This is a genomic window from Nicoliella sp. ESL1149 (assembly GCF_058107265.1).
Window position 1 is genome coordinate 226,905 of sequence record NZ_JBYLUE010000002.1, and the last position, 19,687, is coordinate 246,591.

20 protein-coding genes are annotated in these 19,687 nt (G+C 33.3%); 2 read left to right on the top strand and 18 right to left on the bottom strand.

Features of this window, described 5'->3' with window-relative positions; genetic code table 11:
• Nucleotides 1–71: 71 nt before the first annotated feature.
• The 13 genes from AC3B6G_RS01125 to AC3B6G_RS01185 form a co-directional block, all read right to left on the bottom strand.
• A complete protein-coding gene (locus AC3B6G_RS01125) occupies nucleotides 72–4,388 on the bottom strand; it encodes a PolC-type DNA polymerase III (protein ID WP_489848624.1) in 4,317 nt (1,438 codons plus the stop codon).
• Nucleotides 4,389–4,458: 70 nt separating this feature from the next.
• Nucleotides 4,459–6,168 carry a proline--tRNA ligase gene (locus AC3B6G_RS01130; protein ID WP_489848625.1) on the bottom strand — a complete coding sequence of 570 codons (1,710 nt, stop codon included), beginning with the start codon at nucleotides 6,166–6,168 and terminating at the stop codon, nucleotides 4,459–4,461.
• A gap of 16 nt (nucleotides 6,169–6,184) precedes the next feature.
• Nucleotides 6,185–7,453, bottom strand: coding sequence for an RIP metalloprotease RseP (gene rseP / locus AC3B6G_RS01135; protein WP_489848626.1), 1,269 nt, complete (start codon nucleotides 7,451–7,453; stop codon nucleotides 6,185–6,187).
• A 24-nt stretch (nucleotides 7,454–7,477) separates the two neighbouring features.
• Nucleotides 7,478–8,263, bottom strand: coding sequence for a phosphatidate cytidylyltransferase (locus AC3B6G_RS01140; protein WP_489848627.1), 786 nt, complete (start codon nucleotides 8,261–8,263; stop codon nucleotides 7,478–7,480).
• A gap of 12 nt (nucleotides 8,264–8,275) precedes the next feature.
• Entirely contained in the window at nucleotides 8,276–9,028 is a 753-nt protein-coding gene (gene uppS / locus AC3B6G_RS01145; RefSeq protein WP_489848628.1) for an undecaprenyl pyrophosphate synthase, read from the bottom strand.
• Between the two features lie 65 nt (nucleotides 9,029–9,093).
• Entirely contained in the window at nucleotides 9,094–9,504 is a 411-nt protein-coding gene (locus tag AC3B6G_RS01150; RefSeq protein WP_489848629.1) for a hypothetical protein, read from the bottom strand.
• A 13-nt stretch (nucleotides 9,505–9,517) separates the two neighbouring features.
• A complete protein-coding gene (gene frr, locus AC3B6G_RS01155; RefSeq protein ID WP_489848630.1) occupies nucleotides 9,518–10,078 on the bottom strand; it encodes a ribosome recycling factor in 561 nt (186 codons plus the stop codon).
• Between the two features lies 1 nt (nucleotide 10,079).
• Nucleotides 10,080–10,811 carry a UMP kinase gene (gene pyrH / locus AC3B6G_RS01160; RefSeq protein ID WP_489848631.1) on the bottom strand — a complete coding sequence of 244 codons (732 nt, stop codon included), beginning with the start codon at nucleotides 10,809–10,811 and terminating at the stop codon, nucleotides 10,080–10,082.
• A 127-nt stretch (nucleotides 10,812–10,938) separates the two neighbouring features.
• Nucleotides 10,939–11,814 carry a translation elongation factor Ts gene (gene tsf, locus AC3B6G_RS01165; protein WP_489848632.1) on the bottom strand — a complete coding sequence of 292 codons (876 nt, stop codon included), beginning with the start codon at nucleotides 11,812–11,814 and terminating at the stop codon, nucleotides 10,939–10,941.
• A gap of 101 nt (nucleotides 11,815–11,915) precedes the next feature.
• Nucleotides 11,916–12,677 carry a 30S ribosomal protein S2 gene (gene rpsB, locus AC3B6G_RS01170; protein WP_489848633.1) on the bottom strand — a complete coding sequence of 254 codons (762 nt, stop codon included), beginning with the start codon at nucleotides 12,675–12,677 and terminating at the stop codon, nucleotides 11,916–11,918.
• Nucleotides 12,678–12,823: 146 nt separating this feature from the next.
• Complete coding sequence (locus AC3B6G_RS01175; RefSeq protein ID WP_489848634.1) at nucleotides 12,824–13,825, bottom strand: D-2-hydroxyacid dehydrogenase; 1,002 nt, start codon at nucleotides 13,823–13,825, stop codon at nucleotides 12,824–12,826.
• 60 nt (nucleotides 13,826–13,885) lie between these two features.
• A complete protein-coding gene (locus AC3B6G_RS01180) occupies nucleotides 13,886–14,149 on the bottom strand; it encodes a GIY-YIG nuclease family protein (RefSeq protein ID WP_489848635.1) in 264 nt (87 codons plus the stop codon).
• A complete protein-coding gene (locus AC3B6G_RS01185; protein ID WP_489849549.1) occupies nucleotides 14,136–14,885 on the bottom strand; it encodes a tRNA1(Val) (adenine(37)-N6)-methyltransferase in 750 nt (249 codons plus the stop codon). The genes AC3B6G_RS01180 and AC3B6G_RS01185 overlap by 14 nt, the downstream gene beginning before the upstream one ends.
• Before the next feature lie 86 nt (nucleotides 14,886–14,971).
• Between AC3B6G_RS01185 and AC3B6G_RS01190 the strand changes: the two genes are divergently transcribed.
• Entirely contained in the window at nucleotides 14,972–15,613 is a 642-nt protein-coding gene (locus AC3B6G_RS01190; RefSeq protein WP_489848636.1) for a lysophospholipid acyltransferase family protein, read from the top strand.
• Nucleotides 15,614–15,629: 16 nt separating this feature from the next.
• On the opposite strand, the gene AC3B6G_RS01195 is transcribed toward AC3B6G_RS01190, so the two are convergent.
• Both AC3B6G_RS01195 and AC3B6G_RS01200 read right to left on the bottom strand, forming a co-directional pair.
• Nucleotides 15,630–15,845 (bottom strand): YneF family protein, encoded by a 216-nt coding sequence (locus tag AC3B6G_RS01195; RefSeq protein WP_489848637.1) that lies wholly within the window; start codon nucleotides 15,843–15,845, stop codon nucleotides 15,630–15,632.
• Between the two features lie 67 nt (nucleotides 15,846–15,912).
• A complete protein-coding gene (locus tag AC3B6G_RS01200; RefSeq protein WP_489848638.1) occupies nucleotides 15,913–16,164 on the bottom strand; it encodes a DUF896 domain-containing protein in 252 nt (83 codons plus the stop codon).
• A 172-nt stretch (nucleotides 16,165–16,336) separates the two neighbouring features.
• On the opposite strand from AC3B6G_RS01200, the gene lexA reads away from it, so the two are divergent.
• Nucleotides 16,337–16,939 carry a transcriptional repressor LexA gene (gene lexA / locus AC3B6G_RS01205; RefSeq protein ID WP_489848639.1) on the top strand — a complete coding sequence of 201 codons (603 nt, stop codon included), beginning with the start codon at nucleotides 16,337–16,339 and terminating at the stop codon, nucleotides 16,937–16,939.
• A gap of 23 nt (nucleotides 16,940–16,962) precedes the next feature.
• On the opposite strand, the gene AC3B6G_RS01210 is transcribed toward lexA, so the two are convergent.
• The 3 genes from AC3B6G_RS01210 to AC3B6G_RS01220 are packed head-to-tail and all read right to left on the bottom strand — an operon-like array spanning nucleotide 16,963 to nucleotide 19,583.
• Complete coding sequence (locus tag AC3B6G_RS01210; RefSeq protein WP_489848640.1) at nucleotides 16,963–18,135, bottom strand: hydroxymethylglutaryl-CoA synthase; 1,173 nt, start codon at nucleotides 18,133–18,135, stop codon at nucleotides 16,963–16,965.
• A gap of 57 nt (nucleotides 18,136–18,192) precedes the next feature.
• A complete protein-coding gene (locus AC3B6G_RS01215) occupies nucleotides 18,193–18,438 on the bottom strand; it encodes a hypothetical protein (RefSeq protein WP_489848641.1) in 246 nt (81 codons plus the stop codon).
• Nucleotides 18,439–18,455: 17 nt separating this feature from the next.
• Nucleotides 18,456–19,583 carry a family 20 glycosylhydrolase gene (locus AC3B6G_RS01220; protein WP_489848642.1) on the bottom strand — a complete coding sequence of 376 codons (1,128 nt, stop codon included), beginning with the start codon at nucleotides 19,581–19,583 and terminating at the stop codon, nucleotides 18,456–18,458.
• Nucleotides 19,584–19,687: the final 104 nt, after the last annotated feature.

Here is a 19,687-nt window from a genome sequence, read left to right on the forward strand (position 1 = left end):
ATCTCTGCTCACTCCCTACTCGAGTTATTTAACGTACCTTAACTATAGCATAATTAAGGAGTTAAAACAAATTATAGACTATCGAACAGACTAAGTTGGTTCTCATCTGGTAAACCAGACAAAACTCCATTATCAGTCATAAATTCAATAATTGTTTTTGAAACTTTACCACGATTAGATAAATCCTCTTTCGATAAGAATGGTTTATCGGCTCTAGCAGCTACGATCTGTTTAGCAACATTTAAGCCTAATCCGGGGACCGAATTAAAAGGAGCAATTAAAGTATCACCATCAATCAACCATTCTTCAGCATCAGATTTATCTAAATCGACCATTTTAAACTTAAAACCTCGTTGAATCATTTCATTTGATAATTCTAACACGGTTAAAAGATTCTTATCTTTAGCTGAAGAACTATCCGATTGTTTAAGCGTATCCATTGCAGCTTTAACTGCTTCACTCCCCTTACACATTGCAACGATATCAAAATCATCCGCTCTAATCGAGAAGTAAGCTGAATAGTATACCAATGGAAAATAGACCTTGAAATAGGCTACCCGTAATGCCATCAAAACATAAGCGGCAGCATGAGCTCGAGGAAACATATATTTGATCTTCAAGCAGGAGTCAATATACCATTGTGGAATATCAACATCATGCATTTTCTTCTGCCATTCTTCAGGAATTCCCCGACCGTGACGAACTGATTCCATAATTTGGAAAGATGTTTCAGAATCGAGTCCCCAGTTAATCAAATCGGTCATAATGTTATCACGACATCCAATCACGTTCGCAATCGTTGCTGTCTTATTTTGAATCAACTCTTCAGCATTCCCTAACCACACATCAGTCCCATGTGATAATCCAGAAATTTGTAGAAGTTGAGAAAAGTTCTTTGGATGTGTTTTATCTAACATTCCTCTAACGAAGTGAGTTCCAAATTCAGGCACTCCAAGTGTTCCAGTTGCAGATTGAATAGATTCAGGTGTTACCCCAATCGTTTTCGTTCCTGAGAACAATCCCATCACTCCAGGATCATCCATTGGAATGGACTTTGGATTAATTCCTGACAAATCTTGTAGCCGACGAATCATCGTTGGATCATCATGACCCAAAATATCCATTTTAAGCATATTATCATGAATAGAATGGAAATCAAAATGAGTTGTCTCCCATTCAGCATTTTGATCATTAGCCGGATATTGAATTGGGGTAAAATCATAAATACTCATATCATCCGGAACAATAATAATTCCCGCAGGATGTTGACCAGTAGTTCGTTTAACTCCTGTATTTCCCTGGGCTAAACGATCCTCTTCGGCCCCACGGAAAACCTGACCACTATCACGTTCATAGGCCTTTACATAACCATAAGCAGTTTTATCAGCAACCGTTCCAATCGTTCCAGCTCGATAAACATTCTTTTCACCAAACAAGACTTTCATATAATTATGTGCAATAGGTTGATAATCCCCAGAAAAGTTCAAATCAATATCGGGAACTTTATTTCCCTTAAAACCTAAGAAAGTTTCGAATGGAATATTATGACCATCACCAATTAACTTAGCCCCACATTTCGGACAATTTTTAATTGGCAAATCAAATCCAGAACTATATTCACCCTTTGTATAAAAATGTGAATATTTACATTTGGGACATCTATAGTGAGGAGGTAACGGATTAATTTCAGTAATTCCCGCTAATGTTGCAACTAAACTTGATCCAACAGAACCACGAGATCCAACTAAATATCCATCTTTATTACTCTTAAATACTAACTTTTGGGCAATCAAGTAAATTACTGAGAATCCATTCCCAATGATACTCTTTAATTCCCGTTTTACACGATGTTCAACTAGTTCAGGTAAATCGTCACCATATAATTCATGGGCTTTATTGTAGGTTAATCGTTTAATTTCATCTTCAGCCCCATCAATATGTGGTGGGTACAACTTATCTTTGACTGGTTTAACATCGCCAATTGATTTAGCAATTGCTTGTGTATTATCAACAACAATTTTCTTTGCAACATCTTCTTCTAAAAACTTAAAGTTACCTAGCATCTCATCAGTTGTTAGGAAATGTAAATCTGGTAAAGTTTGGCGATTAAGGGGGTTAGCTCCTCCCTGAGACCGAATTAATATTTTACGATAAATTGCATCATGTTTATCTAAGAAATGGGTATCTCCAGTCGCTATAACCTTTTTATCTAATTCTTCACCAATCTGAATCATCTGTTTGATCAATTTCTTCAAATGATCCTTACCATGAATTAATTCAGAATCTAGTAGTGGTTGATAAGCAGCCAGTGGTTGAACTTCTAAATAATCATAAAATTTAGCCTTTTTACGTGCTACATCTCCACCTTTTTGCATCAAAGCTGTAAATACTTCACCACCAGAACAAGCTGAGCCAACTAATAATCCCTCCCGATACTGGTTTAAAATACTTCGGGGAATTCTCGGAACCCGGTAAAAATACTTAACGTTTGATAATGATACTAACTTGAATAAATTCTTTAGTCCAACTTGAGTTTGAGCTAAGAGGATTACATGAAAGGGGCGGGCATGTTTATATGCATCATGTTCATCCATATGATCATTTAATTGATCATGATATTGAATTCCGTATTTTTCTTCGGCTTCTTTTAAGAACAGATAATTTAAATGGCCAGTACTTTCAGCATCATACACAGCTCTATGATGATGTTCCAAACTAACTCCGAATTTCTTTGCAAGGCGATTCAACCGATAACTTTTCAGAGTTGGGTATAAGAATCTAGCTAATGGGAGAGTATCAATAATTGGATTCTGAATTTCTCCCATTCCATGACGTTTATAACCTGCATTCATAAACCCAACATCAAATGTAACGTTATGGCCGACAACAATCGCATCACCACAAAATTCTCGGAACAGTTTAAATACCTCTTCTTCACTTTTTGAACCATGAACCATTTCATCAGTAATTGAAGTTAAATTAGTCGTTTGTTCCGATAAATGAAAACCTGGATCAATAAATTCCTCAAATTGTTCAACAACGTTGTTATGAACCATCTTAACTGCAGATAATTCAATCACTCGATCATAAATAGCTGATAGTCCAGTTGTTTCAACATCGAAAACAACGTAAGTTGCTCCTAATAGTTTTTCATGTTTATCATTAAAACCAATCGCCATTCCATCATCAACAACATTAGCTTCCATTCCATAAATCATTTTAATTTCATTTTTTTTAGCTGCTTTATTCGCCGCTGGAAATCCCTGAACTGCTGCATGATCAGTAATTGCAATTGCATCTTGTCCCCACTGTTTTGCTCTTTTTGCATATTCATCAATACCATTAGTTGCGTCCATCTTACTCATGGTCGTATGCAAATGTAATTCGACACGTTTTTCACCATTTGGAGCTTTATCAACTTTTTCTTCATGATGAGCTTTATTGATATCATAAGCGTTTAAAGTTAACTCATGATCATAACTATCCTCTCGAACACTTCCTCTGACTTTTATCCAATCACCTTCATTAATTGAGTTAAAAGCCGCTTCATCTTTTTCATTATTAGAGAATTTTTTAACCTTTATTGATGAAGTATAATCCGTCATTTCAATCGTTAGCAATTGGCGTCCGGAACGAAGTTTACGAACTTCTTTTTTAAAAACATATCCTTGGACAATGACAGACTTTTCTTCTTGTTCAATATCAATCATCTTCATCGCATCAGCAGCAATTTTCTTTCCCAATAAAACTGGACCACTAATTTTAGCTGAACCACTATTTTGTCGTTGTTGATTAGCTTTTTGAATAGCAGCAACTGCTTTTTGAGCCATTTTAGCATCTTCAAGTTTTTTCTTTTCTTGAAATTCTTTGATCTTTGCTTGGGTATCTGATTGATTTACATAAACATGGAAATTAAACTTTGGAAAACCAACCTTTTGATACAATTCTTCAATGGACTCTAATGCATTATCAATAAAATATTTTTTTAATGCTTCATTATCAACAGATAAACTAACCCGATCATCACGAAAATCGGGAACAGTCCTTTCAAATAATTGTTTAAGAGTCGGTGCTTCGATTCTACTATTTTCACCAATCCAATTCCAATAACTTTTTAACAATTTATCATCAAAAGTAGCATTCTTGGCTTTAATTTCGCAACTAACTGACCCCATATTAGCAAAAGTAGCCTGTAATCTGTTATAAAAATTATTGAAAATATGGAACGGCCAGATATGATCTGTTTCTAAATGAAAAATCCATCTTTTAGTTCCAGTATATACATCAACATTATCCATTAAAACGTTTTTAAATTCTGAACTATTAGCTTCATCCTGCATTTGCAATTGTTCTAATAACTTTTCAAATAATTCACGTTTATTTAGCAAATCGTTAACTCCTTTCATCAAGATAGAAAAAGAGCTGATCAAAAATTCAGCTCTTTTTATTACATTAAAATTATTTTAATTCTTTTAAAAAGATAGAAATTGTATTTGGTAATTCATCATTTTTAACTTCAATTGTTTCGCCAGTAGAACGAATCTTAACTTCAACAATTCCTTCTTCCGCTTTTTTACCAACAGTAATTCGTAATGGGATTCCAATTAAATCAGCATCTGCAAATTTTACCCCGGCTCTTTCTTTACGATCATCTAAAAGAACTTCATAACCTTTTTCTGTTAATGACTTTTCGATACTTTCAGCCATTTCCATTTGTTCGGCCTTTTTAGCATTAACTGGAATCACATGAATATCAAATGGTGCAATGGACTTAGGCCATACTAGACCATTTTCATCGGCCTGTTGTTCCGCAATTGCGGATAACAAACGACTGACCCCAATTCCATAACATCCCATAATAATTGGACTCTTACGACCATTTTGATCAAGGACTTCTGCCTTCAATGCTTTGGAATACCTAGTTCCTAACTTAAAGATATGAGCAATTTCAATCCCCTTAGTAAATTCTAATTTTTCTTTTCCATTAGGAGCTAAATCACCAGGTTGTACCGTTCTAAAATCATCATAATGAGCATCTTTAAAATCACGTTCTGGATTAACATTGATGAAATCAAAACCGGTTTCATTTGCTCCAACAATGGTGTTAGTCATGTCTTTAACATATCGATCAACTAAAACTGTTACATCATCAGAAACATTCAATGGACCAACGTATCCTGCTTCTGTCCCTAAAATATCTTTGATTTGATCTTTTGAAGCTAAATCGAGGAAACTAGCTTTAAGATAATGTTTGACCTTGACGTCATTAATTTCATGATCACCACGAATAATAACTAAAACTGGCTTTTTATCAGCAATATATAGGATACTCTTGGTAAGTTTATCAGCAGTAGTATCATAAAATTTCGTCATCTTATCAATAGTAGCAGTATCTGGTGCTTCTTTTTTAACAAGTTCTTTTTCAGCTTCATCCGACTTTTTACCATTATAGGCATTCGTTGCCATTTCAATGTTAGCAGAATAATCACCATTGTCATCGTAAACAATTGTATCTTCACCGATTGCTGCAGGCGCTGAAAATTCAATTGAATCTGAACCACCCATTGCTCCAGCATCCCCAATAATCTTACGATAATCTAAGCCCATCTGATCAAATATTTTAGTATATGCCGTTTCCATTTTATTAAACATTTGATCAAGACCATCTTTATCCATGTTGAACGAATAAACATCTTGCATAATGAATTCACGACCACGTAAAACACCATATCTTGGGCGATCTTCATCACGATATTTGGATTGAATTTGGTAAAGTAATAATGGTAACTTCTTATACGAATCAACGGTATCATGCATTAGTTCCGCGAATGTTTCTTCATGAGTTGGTGCTAAAATGAAATCAGTATCATGACGATTCTTAAACTTAAATAGTTCTGGACCATATGTTTCATAACGACCAGAGTCTTTCCATAATTTGGCTGGTAAAATATCAGGCATTAACATCTCAACACCGTCAACAGCATTGGTCTCTTTACGAATTAATCCTTCAATTTTTGATAATACTCGAAATGCAAGTGGTAAATATGCATAAACTCCAGCTGAGACTTGATGAATATATCCAGCTCGTAACATTAATTTATGACTTAACGCTTCTGCTCCACTTGGATTTTCCTTTGTAGTAGGAATCAATAACTTTGATTGTCTCATTTAAACACTCTCCGTTCTAATGAATAAAGTATCTTTCTATATCGTTCCAGGTTACTAGTACCATTAATAATAAAATAATTGCAAATCCAGCAATTGTAATCGCTGTTTCAACTTTTTCAGATACTGGTTTCCGACGAATAAGTTCAATTATGTTCAATAATATTTTACCACCATCTAGAGCTGGGATTGGTAAAAAATTCATAATTGCTAAGTTAATTGACAAAAAGGCTAGTAATCTAACTATCCCCACGACTCCAAATTTAGCCGCTTGAGATGTACTAGCGTAAATAGCTACTGGTCCACCTAAATTATTTAAGCTAAAATGACCACTTACCATTGTCCATAAAACTCCTAAAATTTGTTTAGACATGTTCCAAGTTTCCGTGAATCCAGATAAGATTTTAGCACCAATACTGGTGTCTAATTTAGAAGTAATTCCAATAACACCATACTTTTGACCGCCATTCTTAACAGCTTTGGGAACTAATGAGATGTTTTTTTCTTGAGATCCACGTTGAACTTTCAAACTAACTTTTTTATTAGGATTTTCTTGGATTATCGTTTCTAATGATTGCCAGTTTGAAGTCGAATGATTATTAACTGCGATGATTCGATCACTATTTTGAATACCAGCATCTTTTGCAACTGATGAATCATTTGCTAAATTGACCTGGTTAGAAGGAACTCCACCTTGTAAAAAGGCTAAAATAATAAAGGTTATAATTGCCAATAATACATTATTAAAAATCCCTGCGAAGTTAGTTAAAATTCGCTTCCAAATTGGCGCATTTTGAAATTGGACATCTTCTGGAGCAATTAATACTTCCGTGCCATCTTGACCAATAATGGATGCATCATGATCAACTGAATAACTCTGCAAAGTGCTTTCATCATTATTTTGATATCCCTCAATATATAGCGAATGAACTAAATCAGATTTAGTAACCGTTAAAGGAATACTATCTAACATATGGTGCTTCTTATCAGCATTGATCCTAGTAATTTCATTATTAGAATTAAGTTTAATCCCAATCGTCATTCCAGGACGCAATTCATCATCTTGATCATCATATGCACCCGCCATTCTGACATAACCGCCAAGGGGTAATAAACGTAATGTATAAGTCGTTCCGTTAAATTGATGAGCAAATAATTTTGGCCCCATTCCAATGGCAAATTCACGAACCATAATTCCTGATTTTTTAGCAACAATAAAGTGCCCAAACTCATGGGCAATTACTAAAATTCCAAAAACAATAATGAAAGAAATGATTGTTTTTATCATATCAATTCATCCTTTCTAAAAATACTATATTAAATTCAATAAGTGAAGAATTGGTAAGACAAATAGTAGACTATCAAAGCGGTCTAATATTCCCCCATGACCAGGTAATATTTTCCCAGAATCTTTAACATGATAAAAACGTTTTAGAGATGATTCAACCAGATCACCAAATTGACCGGCAATTGATAAAATAATTGTTGTCAATAACGTCATAAAAATACCTAAACTATGAATTGGAAAAATCAAAGTATAAATCGTACAAATAATTGTAGCTAAGACACTTCCACAAATCGATCCTTCCCAGGTTTTATTAGGACTAACCCGAGGTGCTAATTTATGTTTACCAAACTTACGTCCGAAAATATAAGCTCCACTATCCGTTAGCCAAACAATAAATAATGCATAAAAGACCATTGCTATACTACTATCTCGGGCTAAAATAAAATAGTGAAACCCGGTCCCAATATAAATCATAGCTAAAGTCAAAACGCTGGCATCATCAAATGTAAACGTATTTTTAATAACTGTTCTTAACATCATCAACATTAATAATACGTAAAAAATAAACATTGGTGTTAAATAACTTGGTAAAAATGATAACCAGTGCTTTGGAACTGTGATGATCCACACACCAATAAATGAAAGAAATGCTTCTGGAGAAATCAAGAATTTCTTTTTCATTAAAAGAACTTCAATAATTGCAACCGTTGATAAAAACAGTGCTAATAAATCGGTCCAAATTCCACCTAAAATAACAAGTGGAACAAAAATAATCATAGCAATAATTGCTGTAATAACTCTTTGTTTCATTCCTAAACTTCCTTATTTTTGATTTAACCCGCCAAAACGACGATGACGATTTTGATATTCGATAATTGCTGATTTTAATGACTGCGAATTAAAGTCGGGCCATAATTGATCAGTAAAGACAAATTCACTATAAGCCAGTTGCCAAAGCAAAAAATTAGAAATTCTTTCTTCACCACTTGTTCTAATTAACAAATCAGGATCAGCAAAATCGCCTAAAGGGCCAGTCATTAATTGACTGGCAAATAAATCCTTATTTATTTCATTTGGTTCAATGACACCCAACTTAACATCATCAGCTAATCGCTTAGCAGCTGTGACAATTTCATCTCGACCGCCATAATTTAAAGCAAAATTTAAAATCATTCCATCACATTTGCTTGTATCTTGAATTGCGGTTTGAATTACTTTTTGAGTTGCTTCTGGTAATTGATCTAAGTATCCCATCACATTTATTCGAACATTGTTTTCAATTAATTCCGGAACAAAAGTACTAAAAAATTTTCCGGGAAGACTCATTAAATAATTAACTTCTTTATCTGGTCGTTTCCAATTTTCGGTTGAAAAAGCATATAAAGTTAATACTTTAATATTCAACTTACTGGCAGCAACCGTAATTTTCTTAACAGTCTGCATTCCATTCTTGTGTCCTATAATTCTTGGTAAATGTCTTTTTTGTGCCCATCTACCATTACCATCCATAATTATAGCAACATGTTTTGGAATTCTTGTTAAATCGATTTGGTTTTCTTTTGATTTATTAAACATATTTACCTCATTAAAACAAAAGAAAGGATGAGAAAATACTCATCCCATCTAATCATATTTATAAATTATTTGATTAATCGCCATTCACCATGATTAGTTTCTGACAATGTATTAAAGTATTTCAATAAATTGTTGGCTTCTTCAGGTTGACGTTGCCCTAGCATGTTTAATCCCTTACCTGTAGTAATTGGTTCTGATAAGTCAGTAATTTTATTCTTATTTTCAATTTTAGCTTGTGAAAAAGCAACAATCCAATCTTCCGCAATTAATTGGGAAACAATAAAAAATAAATTAAAGTTATCATCAACATAAGCTGGCATTACAAAAACACCTTCTTGAATTTTTTCAAGACGATTCCCCTGATAATCTAATAATTGAAGATTATTTTCATCAACTTTACCATTTAATCTAAAAACCATATTTTCAAATTCTTTAGAACCAGGTTGAATTTCAACATTATCTTTTTTATCAGCCATTTTATTTCACTCCTTATCCATTTTTAACTTCATTTTCTTTATCTTTAACAATGTTATCAACGCCATTGATAGCTTCATCAGTTAGTTTTTGAACTTTATCTTCAAAACCATGGACTTCATCATCACTTAAATTATCAGCTTTTTTGGCTTGATCCATTCCTTCACGACGAACATTTCGCACAGCAACTTTACTTTCTTCTCCAACAGCCTTAACTTGTTTGGCTAATTCTTGACGACGTTCATCAGTTAATTGAGGGATAACTAATCGAATCACATCTCCATCATTAGCAGGATTTAACCCTAAATCAGATTCGTAGATTGCCTTTTCAATGTTATCAAGTGAAGTCTTATCATAAGGTGTAATCATAATGACACGTGGTTCTGGGGTCGTAATTGAAGCAACTTGATTAACGGGGGTCGGAGCTCCATAGTAATCAACTGTTACCCGATTTAAAATACTAGCATTAGCACGACCTGCACGGATGTTACCTAATTCACGTTCTAGTGCCTGTTGAGCCTTTTTCATCTTAGTTTTTAATGTGTCTAAAACATTGTTTACATTAATCTCTGCCATTTTACTTACTCTCCTTACTTACAGTAGTACCAATTGAGTTGTCACCTTTAACAACTTTTTCAATATTACCAGGTTGATTAAGATTGAACACAACCAATGGGATTCCATTATCCATTGACAATGTTGTAGCAGTGCTATCCATTACGTTTAATCCTTTATCAATTATATCCATATAGCTTAAATGATTAAATTTCTTTGCATTGGGATCTTTATTAGGATCAGCTGAATAAATTCCATCAACACCATTTTTAGCCATTAAAATAGCATCAGCATTGATTTCAGCAGCTCTTAAAGCAGCGGTAGTATCTGTGGAGAAATATGGACTTCCTGTTCCTCCGGAAAAGATTACAACTCGACCTTTGTCTAAATGACGAATTGCTTTTCGGCGAATATATGGCTCAGCAATTTGACGCATTTCAATTGAAGTTTGAACCCGAGTTGGAACACCCTGTGATTCTAAATTATCTTGTAATGATAACCCATTCATAATGGTCGCTAGCATTCCAATATAATCTGCTTGAGCTCTTTCCATTCCCATTTCAGCTCCAGCTTCTCCACGCCACATGTTTCCGCCACCAACAACGATGGCAATTTGGATTCCTAATTCATGTATTGATTTTAATTCTTCAGCAATCGTTTTAATAACGGGTGGATTAATTCCAAACCCTTTTTTACCAGCAAGTGCCTCACCGCTTAATTTTAAAACAATCCGTTTATATTTTAAATCGGCCATTATATTCCCTCCAAATAATATTCATATATAATTTTATCATAATATAGGGATTAACAACAGCCAATTAATTTACGGTAAATAAAAAGAGACAATACTAAATTAGTATCGTCCCTCCTATAAACCCTAATTATTTAATTTGACTATTAACTTCATCTACAAAGTTATTTTCTTTCTTTTCGATACCTTCACCAACTTCGTATCGAACAAAGGCTTTTAATTCACCTTTTTGTGATTTAACGTATTCAGAAACAGTTTGGTCAGAATCCATAACAAATTCTTGATCAGCTAAACTAATTCCAGAAAGGAACTTGTTTAAACGACCTTCAACCATTTTTTCAACGATATTAGCAGGTTTACCTTCATTTAAAGCTTCTTGCTTAAGAACTTCACGTTCGTGATCTAAACGATCCTTAGGAACATCATTTCGGCTTAAGAATTCTGGATTAGCAGCAGCAACATGCATTGCAACGTGTTTTGCTGTTTCTTCATTAGCACCCTCAACTAATACTAAAGCACCAATTAATCCACCATTGTGAAGGTATGAACCAAAGTGTCCATTATCATCTTTAGTTAATACGGTGAAACGACGAAGTGTAATCTTTTCACCTGTGATTTGAGTAGTATGGATAATTGCATCATTTAATGTTTGACCGTTACATGGTAAAGCCAAAGCAGCTTCAACATCTTTAGGATCGTTATCAACAATAGTATTAACAATTAAGTCTACTAATTGTTTGAAATCATCATTAGTTGCAACAAAATCAGTTTCTGCATTAACTTCAACAATGGCAGCTTTATTGCCTTTAACAGCAATTCCAGATAAACCATTTGCAGCAATGTTGCCACTCTTCTTTTCAGCTTTAGCAATTCCCTTTTCACGTAAGAATTCAATTGCCTTTGCTTCATCACCATCGGATGCAACTAAAGCTTTTTTAGCATCCATCATACCAACACTAGTCTTATCACGTAAGCTCTTAACTTGCGCTGCAGTAATTTTTGCCATTTTAATGGCCTCCTTAAATTTAATTAAATCTTCAAAACAAAAAGCAAACTCAACTCAGGCCTTCATCGGTCTAAAAGATTGAGTTTGCCCAAGTATTTTAATTATTTATCTGAATCAGCATCTTTTGATGCATTGTCATCAGCATTTTCTTTAAAATCATTTTCTTTAACGTCGTTTTGTTGACCTTGGTTACCTTCAATAATAGCATCAGCCATAGTTGCAGTAATCAAACGAATTGCACGAATAGCATCATCATTAGATGGGATGATAACATCAACATCATCAGGATCAGTATTTGTATCAACCATACCAACAATAGGAATGTTTAAAATCTTAGCTTCGTGAATAGCAATTTGTTCTTTTCTAGGATCAACAACAAAAAGAACATCTGGAATCTTAGGCATATCTTCGATACCAGCTAAGAAGTATTCCAACTTAGCCATCTTCTTCTTAAGTAAGGAAACTTCCTTCTTAGGAAGACGATCAAAAGTACCATCTTCAGAAATCTTCTTTAAGTGCTTTAAGTATTGAATACGTTTTTGAATAGTATCCCAGTTAGTCAAAGTACCACCTAACCAACGATGGTTAACGTAGAATTGACCAGCACGAGTAGCTTCTTCTTCAACTGCAGTTTGTGCTTGTTTCTTAGTACCAACAAATAAGAAAGTAGCACCCTTAGATGCTTCATCCTTAACATAATTGTAAGCTACATCTACTAATTTAACAGTCTTTTGTAAATCGATGATGTAAATACCATTTCTTTCAGTAAAAATGTATTCCTTCATCTTAGGATTCCAGCGACGAGTTTGGTGACCAAAATGTACACCGGCTTCTAGTAATTGTTTCATTGAAATAACAGCCATGATATTTCCTCCATAAAAATAGTTTTTTCCTCCCCATTGATCAACTGTTTTAGGAACCCGTGGGCACTAGCTAAAACATCACAATAGGTGTGAAATCAGTAACGTTTAATAGTATATCTAAAATTAATTCATATTGCAAGTTAATTTTAACGAGGTTGAACTAACTTATCTGACTTACCAGTCTTTAAGACATCGCGGCAAGCGTCCATTGAGAAACGAACCATGTTCTTAACAGCTTCCTTTGTATAGAAAGCAACATGAGGGGTAACGATAACATTGTCACGCTTCATTAAGTTCTTTAATCTTTCATCTGGAATAGCATCAAAGCTACCGAAATCATTATTAAAAGTACCAACCTCATCTTCGTAAACATCCAAAGCAGCTCCTGCAACTTTTCCACTGTCTAGAGCACGAATCAAAGCATCAGTATCAACTAAAGTACCACGAGCAGGATTAACGATTCGAACTCCATCTTTCATCATTGCAAATGTTTTATCATTTAACATGTGTTCATTTTCTTTAACAGCTGGAGCATGAAGAGAAATGACATCTGATTGACGATATAATTCTTCAGGAGTATCAACATAAACCCCTTGTTTTTCTAATTCAGGGTTACGATAAATATCATATGCGATTACTTTAGCCCCAAATCCACGATAAATATTCAACGCAGCACGACCAATTCTCCCTGTTGCAAATACACCAACAGTCAATTGATCTAATTGTTCGGCAATGTTAGGAGCCCATCGTAAATCTCCCTTCATTGCTTTACGATCGTATGTTTTATTGTTTCTCAAAAGAGCCATTACTTGTGTAACAGCGTATTCAGCAATTGCTTCAGGAGAATATGCTGGAACGTTGGTAACCTTCATATCATTTGATTTAACTGCATCAAAATCAACATTATCAACACCAACATTTCGTAATGATAATACTTTTACACCATGTTGTCCTAAATAGTTAACGATCTCGGCAGTATATGGAGCTTGTTGAAATGCAACTACTCCATCAAAGCCATCCGCTTGATTCATTGTCTTTTCTACTAATAAATCTGAAGATAATATAATTTCAATGTCAGGATTATCTTTCTTCCAATCATCAAAATATTCTTTTTCATCTTCACGAACACCAAATGCAATAATCTTCATTACTTAATTCCTCCTAAAATGTAATTAATCAATTTCAGTTTATCATAATTCTAACTTTCATTAAATATTCACGCCACGTTGTTTCAAATAAATTAACTTTTTTTGTCTACTTTGATGTTTGAAACGATACTCTGCTTGTAATGCTAGATGCCTAGATAAAAATTTTTCATAATAAATCATTTTGACGGGCAAATGTGAACGCGTATACTTAGCACCTCGCCCAGATTGATGCATCAATAATCGGTGTTCTAAATCATTTGTATACCCACAATATAATGAACCATCTCCACACAATAAAACGTAGATATAATCAGTTTTTTCCATAAAGGACCTGCTTAATTTCATTTGTGTATTCCCCATTGTGATAAGTTATTATTGATGGTAAAATTTTCAAGCCTTCTGAACTACCACTTTTGATTGCTTCTACTAAAACGATATTGGCATCACTATCAGCTTTAGGATATACAAATTGAATCCTTTTAGGAGCTAAATCAAATTTTTGTAACCAATCCAACATCGTCAACAATCTATCCGGACGATAGACAAAAAATACTTTCCCCCCTGTTTTTAAAAGCCCACTGGTAATGTTACAAATAGATTCTAAATTAGTTGTAATCTCATGACGGGCAATTGCTAAATAGTGATTAGGATTCTTTTTACTGGTTGGAAGATCTTTAAAGTAAGGTGGATTACAGACAATAGTATCAACAGAATCCTTGTCTACATATTCATTAATATTTGCCAAATCAATATTTAAAACTTTAAAACGATCAGTAAATTGGTTTAATTCAATACTTCTTTCTGCCATATCTGCTAATTTAGGTTGAATTTCAACTTCAATAAATTGACCATTAGTTTTACTAGCCATAAATAAGCCAACTGCTCCATTTCCAGCACAAAGATCTACAATTTTAGTTTTAGAACTTTTTCTTATCTTCGCAAAATTAGCCAACAATACAGCATCCAATGAAAATGAAAAGACATTTGGATTTTGAATTATCTTAACATCCTGACTGTATAGTTGATCAATTCGTTCATCTTTTTTTAACAATTTTTCCACCACTTTATAAATTTACTTGCATTTAATATACTACTTATCATAATATTATCTTTAGTTTAAAACACGAAATCAAGGGAGAAATCATTTTGTTATACTCATTTCTAAGAATTGTTGCACGAATTATTTTTTGGATTGTGAATGGTCCAGTTCATGTTAAAAATGCTGACCGCATCCCGAAGGGAAACTATATCTTAGTTGGACCTCATAGGACATGGTTCGATCCTCTTATTTTTGCCTTAGCTGCATCCCCAACTAAATTTACGTTTCTCGCTAAAAAAGAACTATTTCAAAATCCAATCATGAACTGGATTTTAACAAAAGTAAGGGCTGTGAAAGTCGATAGACAAAATCCAGGTCCTTCAGTCATTAAAACCCCCGTTAAAATGCTTTTAAAAAATGAACTATCAATTATTATGTACCCATCTGGAACTCGTCATTCAGAACAGTTAAAGGGTGGTGTAGTTTTAATGGCTAAATTATCTGGAGTTCCAATCGTCCCCGCTGTTTATCAAGGACCATTATCATTTAAAAGGTTATTCTCTAGAAAAAAAATGATCATTGATTTTGGCAATCCAATTATTGTAGACCGTAAAATGAAATTGAATGAAGAAAATCAAAAAAAAATTGAAGATGAAATGGAAAAATCTTTTGATAAGTTAGACAATGAGATCAACCCTAATTTCCATTATGTTGATATTTCAAAAAAAAATAAAAACGTTAGCGAATAAATTCGTTAACGTTTTTTTATTGATGATTTTTCATCGTATTCATCATTTGACGAAGCTTCTTTTGCGAAGGCTTTTGACCCATTTGTTGCATCATTGCACTTAATTGGTTTTCATTAATTGGTGGATTAGACTTTAGGTAGTTTTCCATGTACTTTCTAGCACCAAAAAATCCACCTGCTAAACCAATTAGCAATGCTACAATTACGATTAGAATCCATAATGAAGTGGCCATTAGAAATCCCTCCTTAATTTTAACTTTACCTACTTATTTTACACAATAAGTTATTAAAATTAAAGTTCTAATCTCTCAACCCACGTTTTCGTTGGATATCCTTAACTTTTTTGGGAGTAACTTCTTTTCCTTCTTTATCAAATAACTTTGTCATTTCAATTTGGGAACGGAAGTTTTCACGAAATCTTTTAACATACTTATTTCTAAGTTCTTTTCGCTCAGCTTCTTCTAATTTAGTTAATCCTTCTTTTTTAGCTTTATGAGCTAATTCATTAATTCTTGGAATTAATTTCATTAAAATTGGATCATTTTCAGGCATAATATCATCCCTTCTTTATTAAGTGTTTACATATAGATTACATGATTTAACATTGATTATCAATCATTTAGCACGAACAATAGTTTGATTTTATCGATATGATATGATAAATTTAATATTAATATTATCTAAGTTCGAGGTGATCACAATCGCAGTTACAGAATCAAAACAAATGATGATTTTAAGATTTATTTGCCAAACAATTAATGTTCAAGGTTTCCCCCCTACAGTTAGAGAGATTTGTAATGGTGTGGGCTTATCTTCAACATCAACTGTTTATGGTCATTTAACTAGACTAGAAAAAAAGGGATACATAAAGAAAAATCCTAGTAAACAAAGAGCTCTTGAAGTTACCGATGCTGGTTTGAAAAAATTAGGATTTCAAACTCATAAAGATGAAATGCCAGTTATTGGTGATGTTGCTGCCGGAAGTCCGATTCTAGCCATTGAAAATACTACTGATTACTTCCCCATTCCTGAAGAATATAAAAGCATTAACGTTCCAATGTTCATGTTAACCATTCGAGGAAATAGTATGATTAATTGTGGAATCTATAATGGTGATCAAGTAATCGTTAAACAACAACCAACCGCTGAAAATGGTGACATTGTCATTGCGATGAATGATGATAACGAAGTAACTTGTAAACGTTTTTATCGTGAAAATGGTTACTATCGATTACAGCCTGAAAACGATGAAATGGACCCAATCATTTTACGACATGTTCAAATTATTGGTCTTGTGGTCGGTCTATATAGAAATAACATCAAATAAAAAGAACTCATAATGAGTTCTTTTTATTTGTTTTGATTTAAATATTTTCGTTTTTGATTCAAAATTCCAGATAACACAAATTGGGCATTATCATTACTTGTATCAAGATCGATCGAAAAGTCAGCAATTGGCAACCATTTCTGGAATATATCTTCGTATTCCTTAATTGTAATTTGTTTTCTGTTTTTCAATATGGCAATATCATTTTGTTTTCGCATTTCATCAAAGAATCCAGATTCCAATTTACCTGAATAGAATTCTCCTTGAGCACCTGAACCATAACTAAATAAACCAATCCGATCTCCACCTTTTAGGCTAGTCGCATTATCTAGCAAAGATAATAGACTTAAATAGAGTGATCCAGTATACAGGTTCCCAACTAACCGACCATAATAACGACTTGCTTCAAAATTATCCTTTAAAAGATCTTGCTTATTAGGATTTGCTTCCGGCAAAATTGTCCGCAAGGCTTTTAAGCCCATTTTCGTATAAGGTAAATGAAACGCAAATGCTTTAAAATCATCAATTGTTAAACCTGTCTTTTTACAATATTCTTGCCAAGTATTTTGAAAGAATTGAACATAAACATCATTTGAATAATGACCATCGACAACTGCTTCAGTTTTTGCTAAAGGTCGCCAAAAATCCATTACATCTTCTGAATAAAAAGTACTAACAGGATCAATACTCAATATTTTAGGATTAGAGCTAATGATCATTGCAACTGCTCCACCGCCTTGAGTTACTTCTCCAGGAGTATTCAACCCATAACGTGCCACATCAGCTCCAATCACTAACGCTTTCTTATCGGGATGATTATTGATATAATCATGAGCCATTTGAACTCCTGCTGTCGCACCGTAACATGCTTGTTTAATTTCAAAAGACCTTGTCCGTGGACTCAATCCTAATAAATTCTGTAAATAAATAGCAGCAGATTTAGAGTTATCTATTCCAGTTTCTGTGCCAAAAATAACTAAATCAATTTCTTTTAGATCATCACTATCAATCATCGGAAATGCAGCATTTGCAGCCATAGTAACAACATCCTGCGTATTAGGAATAACCGATTGTTTACTTTGTCCAATTCCAATCAAAAATTTATTAGGATCTTGATTCCTTGCAATTGCTAAATCTTTCATATCAATCATTAGATTAGGTGTGTAAAAACTAATTTTATCAATTCCGACTTTCATTTTTTCCCCCGATTAAAAAACGTTTGTTATTAATAACAAACGTCATTTCTATTAACTTTATTCAGTAAAATGAATTTTGTATTCATCATTTCCGTTCATTGATTTAATTACTTGACCTTCATTAAAACCACCTGTATAAACAAATCCTTCATGTTCATGTTCAGGATCAATAAACGTCCATTGAATCGTTGGTCCCTTAGGAAATGGTTGAGGAACTCTAATTCCAGATAGCTCTCCTAATGTTGAATCTGATAATACAACTGTTTGATTTGCGATGTGGGGATTAACATTTAATTGTAACATTTAAAAATCACGATCCTTTAAAAGTATTTATTAGTTTTTAGATATTGCACAAAATAGTTCATCAATGGGGCAACATTTTGATAAGTTTTGTATCCAGTTAGTGTTTTATCACCATCGTTCCAAATCGACAAAGATGTTCCAATGTTATTTGGACTCGTTGTTTTATCTTTTGTATCATCGTTCCAATAGGTTGGTTGCCAAGAATTTAATTCTTTCTTCCACTGACTTATGTCTGACTTGGTAAAACTATCTGAATCAGCAATAATATAAGTATAGTACTCATTAGAGTTAATGGTCTGCATTCCGGCATTATTAATTTCAGGTAACGTCGCTCGTTTAGTAACATTATAACTGTAGTCATCTGGATCATCAGTCTCACCACTTTGACTCCAATAATTAACTAAAATATTTTTATGATATTGCTTTAATGTTTTCTTGTGAATACTATCATTCCAAACCTGCATTTTCAAGTTAACAGAATTTAAATAATCATCAAGTGAATTATCAAAATTAACCAAGGCTTTTTCATCACTACTGCCACCAATTGAAAATTCGTCTCCACCGGTTGAAAAATAATCATTCGCTGGTAACATGTGAACATATTCGCCATACAATGATTTTACAAAATTAATCGTCGCAGTTTTATGATAATTTAGTTCATCACTAGCAGATTTAATTTGTTTATAAAGCTTTTGCTTAGATTTAATTTCACTCAACAGCTTTAACATTGCTTTATCATGACCAGGAACGTCAATTTCTGGTACAATTTGGACATTATGTTGTTCTCCATAGTTAATAATACTTTGTAGTTGTTGCTTACTTAAAAACGCTTTTTTAGTCGTCTTATTATAATATGTACCATTTTTGTAATCTGCATTTTTAGTGGTTTGATTCAATAATGAACTTTCGATTCCAAACCTTTCATTATCAGTTAGGTGCAATTGAAGATACGTCGCATTATTTGCAGATAAGACATCAATATAATGTTTTATCGTAGAAGGGGCATAATAAACCCGGGCGCAATCTATACATAGTCCAACTCTCTGTAATTTTACTTTTGTAGTACTTGCTTGAACAGAACTAACAAAAGTAATTGGTAGTACTAAAATTAAAGCCAGAAAAAATACCAGTATTTTATGTTTCATATTTCAATGCCTGCTCTCAATAATTTGATTCCATTATATCATTTTAAATAAAATTATGAATATTATAATCTAAAAAAGGATGTCCATTTAGACATCCTAACTAT

Bases quoted from the DNA above. Each gene is read 5' to 3' on its own strand.
- lexA (WP_489848639.1), top strand. From the start codon at position 16,337: ATGATGATTTTAAGATTTATTTGCCAAACAATTAATGTTCAAGGTTTC.
- AC3B6G_RS01200 (WP_489848638.1), bottom strand. From the start codon at position 16,164: ATGCCTGAAAATGATCCAATTTTAATGAAATTAATTCCAAGAATTAAT.
- rpsB (WP_489848633.1), bottom strand. From the start codon at position 12,677: ATGGCTGTTATTTCAATGAAACAATTACTAGAAGCCGGTGTACATTTT.
- rseP (WP_489848626.1), bottom strand. From the start codon at position 7,453: ATGATAAAAACAATCATTTCTTTCATTATTGTTTTTGGAATTTTAGTA.
- AC3B6G_RS01150 (WP_489848629.1), bottom strand. From the start codon at position 9,504: ATGGCTGATAAAAAAGATAATGTTGAAATTCAACCTGGTTCTAAAGAA.
- AC3B6G_RS01140 (WP_489848627.1), bottom strand. From the start codon at position 8,263: ATGAAACAAAGAGTTATTACAGCAATTATTGCTATGATTATTTTTGTT.
- AC3B6G_RS01130 (WP_489848625.1), bottom strand. From the start codon at position 6,168: ATGAGACAATCAAAGTTATTGATTCCTACTACAAAGGAAAATCCAAGT.
- tsf (WP_489848632.1), bottom strand. From the start codon at position 11,814: ATGGCAAAAATTACTGCAGCGCAAGTTAAGAGCTTACGTGATAAGACT.
- frr (WP_489848630.1), bottom strand. From the start codon at position 10,078: ATGGCAGAGATTAATGTAAACAATGTTTTAGACACATTAAAAACTAAG.
- AC3B6G_RS01215 (WP_489848641.1), bottom strand. From the start codon at position 18,438: ATGTTACAATTAAATGTTAATCCCCACATCGCAAATCAAACAGTTGTA.
- AC3B6G_RS01175 (WP_489848634.1), bottom strand. From the start codon at position 13,825: ATGAAGATTATTGCATTTGGTGTTCGTGAAGATGAAAAAGAATATTTT.
- AC3B6G_RS01210 (WP_489848640.1), bottom strand. From the start codon at position 18,135: ATGAAAGTCGGAATTGATAAAATTAGTTTTTACACACCTAATCTAATG.
- uppS (WP_489848628.1), bottom strand. From the start codon at position 9,028: ATGTTTAATAAATCAAAAGAAAACCAAATCGATTTAACAAGAATTCCA.
- pyrH (WP_489848631.1), bottom strand. From the start codon at position 10,811: ATGGCCGATTTAAAATATAAACGGATTGTTTTAAAATTAAGCGGTGAG.
- AC3B6G_RS01220 (WP_489848642.1), bottom strand. From the start codon at position 19,583: ATGAAACATAAAATACTGGTATTTTTTCTGGCTTTAATTTTAGTACTA.
- AC3B6G_RS01180 (WP_489848635.1), bottom strand. From the start codon at position 14,149: ATGGAAAAAACTGATTATATCTACGTTTTATTGTGTGGAGATGGTTCA.
- AC3B6G_RS01195 (WP_489848637.1), bottom strand. From the start codon at position 15,845: ATGGCCACTTCATTATGGATTCTAATCGTAATTGTAGCATTGCTAATT.